This window comes from Streptomyces sp. NPDC002588, from assembly GCF_040295925.1.
Taxonomy (GTDB): Bacteria; Actinomycetota; Actinomycetes; order Streptomycetales; family Streptomycetaceae; genus Streptomyces.
Window position 1 is genome coordinate 95,041 of the sequence record NZ_JBEOWF010000010.1, and the last position, 12,331, is coordinate 107,371.

The 12,331-nt window shown below is 68.5% G+C and carries 6 protein-coding genes; 4 read left to right on the forward strand and 2 right to left on the reverse strand.

Translation table 11 applies throughout. From position 1 onward, the window contains the following. Positions 1-330 precede the first annotated feature (330 nt). Positions 331-7,641, reverse strand: coding sequence for a SpvB/TcaC N-terminal domain-containing protein (locus ABT057_RS13630; protein ID WP_352342969.1), 7,311 nt, complete (start codon positions 7,639-7,641; stop codon positions 331-333). A gap of 795 nt (positions 7,642-8,436) precedes the next feature. Here ABT057_RS13630 and ABT057_RS13635 point away from each other — a divergent pair. The 3 genes from ABT057_RS13635 to ABT057_RS13645 all read left to right on the forward strand — a co-directional run bounded on the left by ABT057_RS13635 (position 8,437) and on the right by ABT057_RS13645 (position 10,582). Next, the gene (locus ABT057_RS13635; protein ID WP_352342970.1) at positions 8,437-9,297 is read left to right on the forward strand and encodes a hypothetical protein; all 861 of its coding nucleotides are present in this window, start codon (positions 8,437-8,439) and stop codon (positions 9,295-9,297) included. 116 nt (positions 9,298-9,413) lie between these two features. Further along, complete coding sequence (locus tag ABT057_RS13640) at positions 9,414-9,761, forward strand: hypothetical protein (protein WP_352342972.1); 348 nt, start codon at positions 9,414-9,416, stop codon at positions 9,759-9,761. Between the two features lie 434 nt (positions 9,762-10,195). After that, positions 10,196-10,582 (forward strand): hypothetical protein, encoded by a 387-nt coding sequence (locus ABT057_RS13645; RefSeq protein WP_352342973.1) that lies wholly within the window; start codon positions 10,196-10,198, stop codon positions 10,580-10,582. 183 nt (positions 10,583-10,765) lie between these two features. On the opposite strand, the gene ABT057_RS13650 is transcribed toward ABT057_RS13645, so the two are convergent. Beyond that, positions 10,766-11,479: an SDR family NAD(P)-dependent oxidoreductase gene (locus tag ABT057_RS13650; RefSeq protein ID WP_352342974.1), complete on the reverse strand. Its 714-nt coding sequence runs from the start codon at positions 11,477-11,479 to the stop codon at positions 10,766-10,768. 154 nt (positions 11,480-11,633) lie between these two features. On the opposite strand from ABT057_RS13650, the gene ABT057_RS13655 reads away from it, so the two are divergent. Then, entirely contained in the window at positions 11,634-12,242 is a 609-nt protein-coding gene (locus tag ABT057_RS13655) for a TetR/AcrR family transcriptional regulator (protein WP_352342975.1), read from the forward strand. The last annotated feature ends 89 nt before the right edge of the window (positions 12,243-12,331 follow it).

Consider the following 12,331-nt stretch of genomic DNA (forward strand, 5'->3'; position numbering starts at 1 on the left):
ACCGATGACTGGTTCGTTCCATACGTGCACGCGGACCACTACTTGAGCCGGAAGCCGGAGCGGACGGTGACCTGCCCCCACCCTCATTCAGGCCGATGACGGCGTCGTTGACGGGCGCTGGCACCGTGAACACCGGGGCCCGGCTGCGGCGTCGGTGTAGGTGACCTTGTCCTCTTCCTCCCAGTCCGGGTTCGGAGGTTTCCGCACCCAGCGCTCGCCGAGGTCGGCGTTGACCCTGACCGTGACCGGTAACGCTCACGAACTCGTCTCCCTCTTGTCGTTCGGTGGTGTCAGTCCATGAGCCATCGATGCCCGACTTCACGGCAGGCCTCAACGGCTATGCCCGTACTCGCCAACAATCAGGTCCACGATTTCGTGGAACGAATATCCCTGCTTGTTGATCGCATCATGGATCAATTCGATTTGATCATCCGTGAGCTTGAATCCCATCAGGCGTTCCGCTTTCTTGACCGCGTCCAAGAACTCCTTGTTCTTCGCCACGTTGCTGCTGACCCGGCGAATTCCCTTGGCGAAGATCCCGCGGGCCAGCCGTCCGGCGTCGTCGGCTTGGCCGGGCAGGTCGAGGTCGGGGGCGCCCGGCGGGGAGAGGACGCCCACACCGAAGGCGACAGCGGGGGCCACGCGGCTCGAAAAGTAGAACTTCGGCCCGAGCCAGTACGCGATTCGGCTCACGCTCGCCTGGGCGAGCGCCTCGCCGCCGACGAGGATCGTGGCGGCTGCCGCGTGGGCTATGACGATCTTGTTGACGGCGCTTGCGGCATTGTCCATCCGCCGCTGCTGGTCGCTAAGCCGTGCCTCTTCGCGAGCCCAGTAGGCGTTGTGTCGATCTTGCAGGCCGGCGTAGTAGTCGGCCTCGGCCTCCGGGTGGTCGCGGTAGTAGTCCGCCCGTTGTCTGCGACTGAGCGCATTGGGCTGCTGCTCGTATTCCCAGATCTCCTGGCGTTCCATTTCATTCCGGGTCGTGACGTGACTCAGTCCGTTCGCCACGGCACGGTCGAGATTCGAAGGTGCGGGCGCTGTCCCCGTTACATGGATGACTTCACCAGGAACTTGGATCACCCCATTCTCGTCTCTTGGATAATCCTGGGCAGGGGGCTCTTCGGGCGCCATTCCTTCGGGGTCCACGAGACACAAGGGATTGTCGTGCGCGTATGCGGAGCTGTTGAGACCGCCTGCGGCCTCAAGAGGGTCGCAGCTCGTCCACCTCCCGGCCCACGGCATCAGATGCCTCACCCCGCAGCGCGTGAGCCCGCTTTCCTCGTCGCGCTCCCGGCCGGTGAAGCGGTAGCGCTTGCGGGTGTAGCTGCCGAAGCTGGTTTCGCCGTAAGGGGTGTACTCCTCATGGTTGACCAGGGCGCCGGTGGCGTCGACGACGGTGGTGCTGCTGCCGAGGTGATCGGCGAGATGGACGGCGGCGGCCGGGCCGCGGTCGTCGGGGTGAGCCGCGCCGACCCGGATGAGAGCGACCCGTTGGCGGTCGTCCATGACGTGGACGTGGTTGTTCGCGCCGGGTTGCGTTCCGGTCCAGCGATGGTGCTCGAAGGTGTCGTCCAGGTAATGGGTCACCTCGACGGCGCCACCCTGCCGGCGGACGAGCTTCTTCACGCGTTGCCCGCCGGCGTCGTAGAGGTAGTGGGCGTGCACGGAGGGCTCGGCGCCTGCTGTCTGCGTGGCGAAGGCGGCGAGCTGATCGGCGTGGTTCCAGGCGAAATGCCGGCTGGTGGTCTCGGCGGTCAGGTTGCCGTTGAGGTCGAAGGCATAGTCGTACGGCATCGCTGCGACGGTCATCCGGTGCAGCCGGTTGCTGTCGGTCGTGACGGTGAAGTCCCGGGTGAAGCCGCCGGCGCCCGCGTGGGCGAGTTGCAGGATGCTTCCGGCAGGGTCGTAGCGGTAGGTCTCGGTGTAGGGCTGGGCCTTGGTGGCGTCGGTACCGCGCGGCAGATCGATCCATGGACCCCCGGTCGATGGCGCCTGGTGTTCGCGACCGGAGGCGGTCACCAGCCGGTAGGTAGGGTCGTAGGTGAACCAGCGGTCGAGGGCGTCTCCGCTGCCGAGCAGGGCACGCAGCCGGGGGTCGTCGGTGGTCAGCGCTTCGGGGTTGTTGGGAATGCCGCTGCCGGGCGTGCGGTCGCGCAGGGAGACGATGTTGCCGGCCAGATCGTAGTCATAGCCGTAGTCCTGCAGTGCGGGTCCCGTCGGCCGGTATGTCGTTGCGTCGACCTGGCTGTATTTCTCGCTGCGCAGCCGGACCAGTCGGAACGAGTGCGGATCGTAGGCGTAACGGGTCATCACGCCGTTGCCGTAGGCGATCAGCGATCGTTGGCCCTTGGCGTCGTAGGCGATGCGCTTGACGTGCACGGTGCTGTCGAGCTGTACCTGGTCCAGGGCCCCCGCCCGGTTGTACGTGTGGTAGAGCACGTGCCGCTTGCCGTCCACGTCGGCGGGCAGGAAGCACCTCTTGACGCGGTTCAGGGCGTCGTACTGGGTGGAGGTGACATAGCCGCCCGGCTCCAGCAGTTGCGCGTCGCGCTGGGCCTGGGTCTGGCCGGACGCTGGCGTCCAGTCGACCCGGAACGGCTGTACCTGCCAGCCGGTGGAGGCCGCCTGGTCGTAGGTGGCCAGGATGGGCGCGTCGGCGATCACCCTGCGGGTGCTCTGCACCACGTTGCCCTTGAAGTCGACGGAGTCGGTGCCGACGTACCCGGCCTCGTCCCAGTGGTGGATCGCCCGGCCGAGCAGGTTGCGGGTGCGGGCACCGTCGCGTTCGGCGGGCCGCTGGGCGGGCGTGCCGGCGTCGCCGTAGTCGATGCGCTGCCGCAGGGTGACCGTGCCGCTGGCGTCGTCTCTGGCCCAGACACGGGTCGGCCGGTGCAGCAGGTCGAACGCGCCCAGGATGAGCGCGCCCTTGCTGTCGCGGCTCTCGACGGTGTTGCCCAGGGCGTCGGGGACGGTGTCGCGGCGGCCGGAGTCGATACCGTCCGTCCGCCAACGCCGCTTGGCGAGGTCGAACGAGTACCGGAACGCCTTGCGACCCAGCGCGTCGGTGATCGCCACCAGGTTGCCCTGGATGTCGTACGCCGAGCGGGTGGTGAACCAGTCGGCCGGCGCCCGGCCGTTGCGGACAACCGCGGTGACCGCGCGGCCGAGCGCATCGAACTCGGCGCTGGCCGGGGTGTTCCAGTGACTCGCGTACGGCTGCGCCTGTGCTGGGTGGGTGCGGCCCGCGTTGTCGTTCGCGTCGTAGGTGTAGGACACCCACGGCGTCGGCACGTAGCTGTCGGGGTCGGTCAGGTCGGCCGGGACACCGAGCACGAGGCGCTGCTCACTGCCGTCCGGACTCACCGTCCTGACGGCCTGCCCCCGGGGATCGTAGAACGTCACCGTCTTCTGCCCGAGGTGCGAGTCGGAGGGCTGCCCGTATTCGTATCCGGTCGAGAAGAACGGTTCGTACTTCTGGACCACTTGGCCCTTGTTGTCGTAGATCTGCCAGCCGGAGACGACCACGTTGTCCGGGGCCGACTCGGCGCGCGTACGCCCGGTTGTGTCGCCGACTGCCGCGAGATCCTCCGCCGGGATCACCCCGCCGCCGAAAGCAGGGTCGCCGAACAGGGTGTCTTCGGCCTGCGAGCGGGACTGCACCACCCGGCCGAACCCGTCGGAGAACTCCACCGACACGATCACCTCGTCGCGTCGGGCGGCCGGGACGTCGGTGTCGGTGTCGTGGTACACCCGCTTGACCGTTCGCACGGACACGGGCCGGCCGCGCGTGGCGAAGGCGAACAGGTCGTACGACATCCGGGTGCTCGGCGCGCTGAGATCCCCGTCGCCGTTCTTGCCTCGCACGAAGTGGGCGGTGACCAGCCCGGCGGGGGAGAAGGCCACGCCGGCGGAGTTGCCGTTGGCATCAGTCGTCTCGACGGGTTGCAGCACGCGGTAGTCGTGCACCGCGATGGTCTCGAGACCGGCGGGGTCGACTGCGCGAACGGGCAGCAGGTCGTGCTCGTCGTAGTCGATGACGCTCTGTGCGCCCAGGGGATCGAGGGAAGCGACCGGCAGGCCGCGCGGCACGCGGCCCGGGACGTGGACGTCGTACCGGTGCCGCGCAGTGGTCACGTAGTACCCGCCGGGTGATCCGGGTACGTCAGTGTCGGTGTAGTGGGTGTAGCCCGCCAGCGACGGCAGCAGGCCGCGGAACTCCTGCGGGTACTCGGCCGGCCAGGCGGCCACCCCGCCCGGCGCGAGGTAGGCGGGCCGCGGGCCGACCGCGAGCGGGTCGCCCTCGGCGTAGAGCGAGTCGAGGAAGGCGTCGGTGAACGCGAGCGACTCGGTGCGGGTCACCAGGCCGTACTCGCCGAGCGTGCCGAGCGGAAGCCCGACGAAGGCGTCGCCGTCGTAGAACGTGCGGGCATCGCCGGTCACCCGCAGGGACACGCCACCCCCGGTGGCCTGCCCCGGCCCGCCGAGTACGGCGGCACGCAGGCCGGCCACCGGCAGCCGGCCGTCGTTGACGACCTCGTAGCTGGTCGTCCTCGCGACGCGGTCGACCAGGTAGTGGCCGGCGTCGTCGCGGCGGGCGTACTCGGTGGTCGCGTACGTGGCCAGGTACGGCTGGGCCGACGTTCCCGGCGGAGCCACGGCCAGCGGGTCCCGCCCGCGCGGCACCGCGATGGCGAGCTGCCCCGTCGCGAACCCGTACGCGTCGTGACCGGCGGGGAAGGTGAACTGCGTCATCGGCTCGGCCCCGCGCTCCCACCGCGTGGTCCGGCTGCCGAGAGCGAACGGGAAGAAGATCCGCTCCCGGTCGGCGTCTTCGGCACCGACGGAGACCGCGGCCGACTCTTCCCGTACACCGGAGACCGTCTCGGTCACCGTGTAGGGCAGCCCCTCGCGGGCGGTGCCGTCGAGCGCGTACAGCTCCGTGCGCAGCACCTGGCCGCGCAGCGTCCGCAGCGCGGCCCGGCGTGCCCCGCGCGGCAGGGCGGCCAGGAACGCGGTCTGCGCGGCCGGACGGGGCAGCATCGGCGCGTCGCCGGCCCAGTACTCGTGCCGCAGGTCGAGTTCGGTCCAGTCGCCGGCTTCGGCGGCGGCGACCGGCCCGGGATGGAACCAGCTCTTGGTCAGCGTGGGCGGCGAGTAGTGCTCGGGCGGTACCGAGCCGGGCCCGGCCGGCGCGGCGCCGAACGTCTCCGTATCGAGGTGCTCGACCATCGCGAAGCCGCGGAACTCCCGCTCCACGCCGTCCCAGTAGCCGTGGTGATACCGGTACTCGGTGGTCAGCCTGCCGCCCGAGATCTCATCGACGACCTCGACCTTCGAGACCACCTGCACGGGAAACGGCAGCGTGGTCCGCCAGCGGGTCGCGGGATCGGCCTGGTCGCGCAGGTACTCCTGGGTCGAGGGTGTGTACGTCACCCTGGTGACCGCCCCGAGGTTGTTGTCCATGCCGGCCAGCAGGTACGGCTTCGTGCCGCCGGTGAAGTCGAGGAACCGCAGGTTCGCCCCGCCCCGCCCCGGGCCGCCCGCCGCCCGGCTGAACAGCAACCCGGCCATCCCGGTGCCGTACAGGTCGGACAGCTGGACCGAGTCCGAGTCGACGACACCCGGAGTGCTGTTGATCGTGACCGGCTGGGCGGTCCAGGCGTTGCCCGACAGGTTGCCCCACAACGACACCCGGCCGCGATCGACATACACCAGGTCGGCGACGCCGTCACCGTCCACGTCGCCGAGCAGCACCCGGCGGGGATCGTATCCGTCGGGCAGCCGCGGCGAGTCGCGCATCGTCACCCTCGCGCCCCACCGGTTGTGGCCGAGGTTCGGCCAGTACGAGATGTTCCCGTTGCGGAGCAGTACGAGATCCTGGAGGCCGTCGCCGGTCATGTCCGCCAGCCGTACCCGCGCGTCGGCCAGGTCGACCCCGGGCCCCGTGCCGTTGCTCACCGCGGTGCGCTGCCAGGCCAGCTGCGGATCCCGGTCGTTGAACCAGGCTTGCAGGCGGCTGCCCGAACGCAGCACGTCCGTCAGCCCGTCACCGTCGAGATCGACCAGCTTCACGCTGGGATCGGACAGGCTCACGTCCGGCGCCTGCCGGTACGGCTGGAACGAACGGCGTGACCACCCGCCCGCGAACGTCATCGGGAAGTACCCCGTCGGCCCGCCGCCCCCGGCCGCGCGGGCGCCCGCCGGGGCGGCCCGGGAGACGATCAGGTCGGGACGCCCGTCACCGTCCGCGTCCAAGAATGAGACACCATTCGCGCCGAGCGAGAACGGCGGGGCCTCGGCCAGCGTTCTCGGCAGCTCGAAGCGGCCGTTCCCGGCGTTGCGCCAGACCCGTTGCGCGGCGCCGAGTTCCACCACGTCGGGCAGGCCGATCCCGCGCAGGTCGACGAGCGCGTGCGTCGGACTGCTCAGCGCCGCGGTCGGCAGGCCGGGTCCCGTTACAGGCTCGAATCTGCGTGTCGCCGGGGCGAAGCCCGAGTACCTGAACGTCAGTGGCGGCAGGGATTCGAGGGTCGGCTCGACGGCCGTCTCGAGGGTCGGCCGGGCAACGGAGGCGGCGGCCGTTGCGATCGTCTGCCCGCCGGGGCCGTCACCTGATGCCGGTCCGCCGGGCCCGTCACCCGCTCCGGTACCTGTGGCCGGAGCGGACTCGTCGATGCCGACGCAGGTCACGTCGGCCAGCAGGGACGCGCCGTTGAAGGCGGCCTGCTCGTAGCGGAGCCGGTACTCGCGGGCCGGTCGCGCCACCCCGTCGGCCGCGTGTGTGGTCACCCGGACCGTGTCGCAGCGCAGCGATGTCCTGACCTCGAAGCCGGCCCGGTAGTCGGAGAACGGGTCGGGACGCGTGGAGTAGTCGAAGTCCACCATCACCAGGAACGCCGGGTCGGCCCGGTCGCCGTAGTCCGCGTAGGAGATCCGGGCGAGCAGCGGCTGGTCCCAGGTATGGCCCGGCTCCTGGCCGAGGTCGCGCAGGTATGAGTACCTGACAAGGTTGCCGAGGGGATCGGCCGTCTCGGTGATCCGCCAGCAGAACACATGGCCGGGTGCCTGCGGGTCGCAGACCACGGCCGGGTCCCGCCATCCGTCCGGCGCGTCGACCGGCCGCGGGGTGCCGTATCTGGTGCGGGAGCCGTCCTTGGCGCGGACCTCCCAGAAGTCGCCCGTGGCGTCCTTGACGTGCTCGACCCGGGCGAACATGCCCTCGGTTCTCGGGCGGTACCGCACCCGCCCCGGGTATGTGCCCTCGACGGGTACGAGGTCCTCCGCCCCCGACAGCACGAAAACGTCGGCGCGTTCACCGGCGGTGCCCGGGGCGCCCGCGGCGCCCCCGGCGTCGGCGTAACGGGGCAGCCCCCGCGAGGTCTTCCTGGACACGCCGGGCAGGCCGAGTTGCCAGCCGAGCCCGAAGGGCCCGTTCCCGCTCCCCGTGCTGTACGCGAGCGTCAAATGGGGCTGTATGCCATGGCGTCCGGTCGGCACCGCGATCGGCACCGAGAAATTCCCGGTCCCGGTGAACAGGTCGGGCGAGAATTTCTCCCCCAAGCCGCCCACCGCACCGCCCCCCTTGGGCAACGAGATGACCGACCCGGCCGCGGCAGTGTCGGTTGTGCCCTCAGTGCTCATTTACCTGCCCCCTCGATCCCCGAAGATCACTGGACTGACCCGCACGTCCCGACGTGGCGCTGGTACTCACTCGGCACCCGGGACGCCCGGGGCGACGTGGTAGGCACTGCTGCTGTCGTCATGGGCGGTCTGCGGGATTTTCCCGACGTGTCGGGACACCGACCGACAGTCTGGTGGTGCGGGAAACGCCGGTCGCGTGCTGTTCCGCTCAGCGGACCGGGTGGCCGCGGGTCGGGCTGGTCACAGGCCCCGACGACCCGGCGTGGATCCGTCTTCGTTGACTGCGCCGAGCACGGGCTTCTCCGTCCCAGATCGAGTCGGCCTGCATCTTCATGTACGCCCTGTAGACGGTCGATAAACGCACTCTTAATGCTCAGGGAATGTTTAGGAAGCGCTAAAATCCAAGCGTCGCTATTGGTCAACTTTTCAGCCGTCGCCGACAATCGGGCAGCGGTCGAGGGCCGGGCAGTCAATCCTCTTGCACTGGCGGGCAATACTGCCTTCTTGGACTGGCCAAGGGTCGGGTTGGCGGCAGAGAATCCTCCACGCAGCGGTGCAGTATCCGCACCACTCACGCCACTCGCAGTTCCACCACTGTCGTTGTCCCCGTGCCATATCGGAACAACGACAGAAAACGAATCAGCAATCAAGCACTGATGACTGACTCTCAGGGGCGGCGTACGACGCCAAGCGCGCCCCCGCTGGTCGCCCGCTTCTGCGGCTGGAAGGTAAACACGGATGGGATCCGCCAGAGTCACACCTGCCGCGCGGCACGGCTCACAGCCCTTTGCAGGCATGGCCTTGACCGCGATGATCACCGTCGGTCTGCTGGCCACCGGCTGCTCCGCAAGCCCCCTCGACAGCGCGGCGGATGCGCCGCCGACTCCGCCGGTCATCGCAGCCGCACCAACGGCGCCCGCCACCGGATACGACGCTCTGACGAGGCTTCCACTGTCCGGCTACAGCACCTCGGAGCAGGACGACGACCTGCTGTTCCGGACCCAGAAGGCGCTGGTCATCCGCTGCATGAAAGACCGGGGACACAAGAGCTACTCGGGCCGGAACATCACCCAGATCACTGCAAAGACCCCGGCAGACAAAGAGGTCGCCCGCCCGGTCGGCGCCTGGGGCTACATCGGCCGAGCGACGGCGAAACGCCGAGGGTTCCATACAGGCATCCGGCCCACGGGGGGCGCGACGGGTCTGAGCCGCCAGGTACTGCAGGACTACCAAACCTGCTCGGGCGAGGCCGGTGAACAGTTGCCGGATCTGACGGACACCCAGGGTTTCAAACTGACCCAGACCCTGTTCGGCCAGTCATTCCAGCGGACGGACGCAGATCAGCGGGTGACCGCCGCGCGCAAACGCTGGGCCGCCTGTATGACCACCGCCGGCCACCCGGCTCAGGACCCCGAAAAGCTGGCCGCGGGCCCCTGGAACGCGGCGGAACCCACCGACGACGAGATCGCCGCGGCCACCGCTGACGAGTCCTGCACGAGGTCCTCAAGCCTGGCCGCCATTTACTTCGCTGTACTGACCGGGTACCAGCGGCAGCTGATCTCCGCCAACGCCCCAGCCCTCACCGCCTACAAGAAACAGGTCCAGGAGCGCACAGACAAGGCAACGCGCCTTCTGGCCAAATCTCCCCCGATCTGAGGCCGCAATCAGACAGGCGGCCCAGCGTTCACCATGATGTCCGGACGGGGCACCCTGCCCGACGGCATTCCGCACCGTTCGGCTGACACAAGAAAACGACGAGAAAGGGAACTCTTATGCCCCGCATGTTCAAAAGGGCGGCTGTGGCCGTGGCAGCTTCCGCCACCTTGGTCCTCGGCCTGCCGGCGGCGCCTGCGTCCGCACTCAACGAGGTCAGGTGCACTCAGAGTGATTTCCTCTACATTTACTACACTCAGATCGTAGGCGGTTATAAGGTTGAGGCGAAAAGGTGTTGGGCCAATGCGGGCGAGGATGATCAGATTTGGGTCAATGATGTCACGCGTCTGAGTTCTGGTAACAATGCCGGCTACCTCTACATCAACGAGTTCACCGGGGTGTGGTTCGGCAAGTGGGCGGACATCGACCTCCTTGAGGGCGGCGTGACCTTCCTTCACATCAACTGACGGCAGGCCCGAACGCGCCCCGCATGGAGCCGGCCACCGGTTGCCGACTCCGTGCGGGGCGCGCGTAATAGCCACGTCGCCAGGGCAGCCCAAGTGTGAAGGACCACCCTTGTCGTCCCGACCAGGGCCTCGGTGAGCTCCCACTCCGCGAGCGGGCTCTCGTCCAGCTCCTACCTGGTCTTCTTGATCTTCGCGGCGACGCGCTGGCAGAACATCGTTGCCAGGTCGTCAGGGGGACCCGCTTCCGTGCCTTGTGTACCCGGGGGCCACCCGCGGCCGGCGGCCCAGCCGGTTGAGGTGCCTTGGCCAGGCCGGGCATTGTCGGTGGCAGTTGCTACCCATGTCGGCATGAGCGACGACGAGATCATCCACAGGATCCGAGAGCAGGCGGCGGTTGGCGAGCTGCCGCCGCTGAGGCGGCGGTGGGGCATCCGATGCCGCCGCTCCTCAAGCGGATCTATCTCGAAGTCGCCGACGGGGGGTTCGGCCGCTGGGGGGAGGCTTTGTCCCTCACGGATACGACCTACAGCTTCAGCGACAGTCGTCGGCTGCTGGACGAGTACCTGGGCTGGCGGGGAGCCCCGAACTACCCGCCGTCTGTTGTACCGCTCCTGACGTGGGGCTGCGCGATCTGGTCCCTCGTCGACTACAGAACCCCTGAAGGCCGCATGTGGGGTTGGGATCCCAACGCCCGATGCCCTGAACACGGACACGCTCTGTTCCCCGAAGACCTCACACTGGCCGAACGGCTCAGCGGATGGCTCGACGGACGCGACGACTTTCCGAAGGTGCCCGCCGGCTCGTACTGCCCAGATTGCTGAACTGCGGCAAGGACGCGGATGCACCCCGGTGGCCAATCTCCCAGCGTCCATGAGCGACTTGATGGTCGGCGCTGGAAGCCCTCGGGGGTCGAACAGGCTGCCAGGGCAGCGGAGATGGCTCGCCAGGGCCACAGCCTGATCACCGGGCCCGGTGACACTTCCAGGCCAGAGCAGGATTACTCGTCAGGGGTTGGAGTGAACACCGATGCCGCCGGAGACGGTGAGGTTGTCGCCGGTGATGTAGTCGGCGGCGTCCGAGGCGAGGAAGGCCACGGCTTCGGCGATGTCGGCGGGAGCGCCGACGCGGCCGAGCGGGACGTCCTGGCCCCAGGAGTCGATCATTTCCTGGGAGACACCCATCTTGCTGTAGGCAGGGGTGTTGATCATTCCCGGGCTGACCGCGTTGACGCGGACGCGGCGGGGGGCGAGTTCGAGCGCGAGGGACCGCATGAGGGGCAGCAGAGCCCCCTTGGCGGCTGTCATCGCGGCCCCGAGCCCTTCGGCGGCGCCCACGGTGAACACGACCGAGGCGCCCTCGTTGAGGAGCGGCAGCGCCTTTTGCAGGGTGAAGAAGTTTCCCTTGACGTTGATGTCGAACAGGGCGTCGAAGGCGTCTTCGTCGGTTGATTCGATCGAGCCGGGGCGGGAGATGCCCGCGTTGAGGAAGAGCAGGTCGAGGGAGCCGAGTTGCCGGCGCGCTTGGTCCATCGCCTGGTCGATGTCCGGCAGGGACCTTGCGTCGGCCCGGACAGCCGTGACGTCTTCGGGAAGTCCGCTGTCGGCGACGTTGCCGAGGCCGGTGACCATGACGCGGTAGCCGCGGGAGTGGAGTAGTTCGGCGGTCGCCTTGCCGATGCCGCTGGTTCCACCGGTGATCAGGGCTGTGGGTGCAGGCATGATGCTCTCCTTTGCGTACTTCTGGGAGGGGATGAGCGGCTCTGTCCGTGGGCAATGGGCGAGTCGCTTCAACTCTGGCAGCGTATGCCAGATTGCCGGTAACTGCCATATCGGGTGCGCATGCCGGTCTGGCAGCGCTGGGTAATGTGTTGGTATGCAGCAGGAAGCCAAGGCAGCGACGAAGACTCCGACCACGCTGTGGGACCGGACACGACAGATGGCCTCCCGAGAGATCCTCGAGACGGCCCTGCGCCTGTTCACCGAGCAGGGCTACGACGAGACGACCATCGCCCAGATCGCCCGAGAGGCCGGCGTTTCCCAGCGCACCCTCTTCCGCTACTTCGGCACCAAGGAGGACCTTCTCGGCGGCAGCCAGGACCGCTTCGGGCAGGTCCTGACAGACACGATCAGCGAACTGCCGGCCGATGTCGGCGTCTGGGAGGCCCTGCGCGCAGGGGTTGCTGCCGTACTGACCCTGCACGACAGCCGCGAACAGACCCTGGAGCGGTTCCGCCTCCTGCACAACACCGCCTCGCTGCGTGCCGGTTGGCTCGAAAAGCGGCTGCGATTCCAGGAGGATCTGCTGCCGCTCATCGAGACCCGTATGGACGCGGCTACCGGCAACGAGGGCGCGAAGGCCCGCGCAGTGCTCGCGACGGCGTTCGCGTGCCTGGATGCCGCATCGATCACGTGGGTCGCCAACGACGGCAAGGGCGAAATCATGGACCTGTACGACGAGTGCCTGGCTGCGGTGCGCGGATGACCCGCAGCGGCCAACCTCGTGATCAGCATGGTGTTGCCTTCCTGGAGGCCGAACGCCAGGTCGGAATCCCGCCAGCTTCCGCCGCTGGT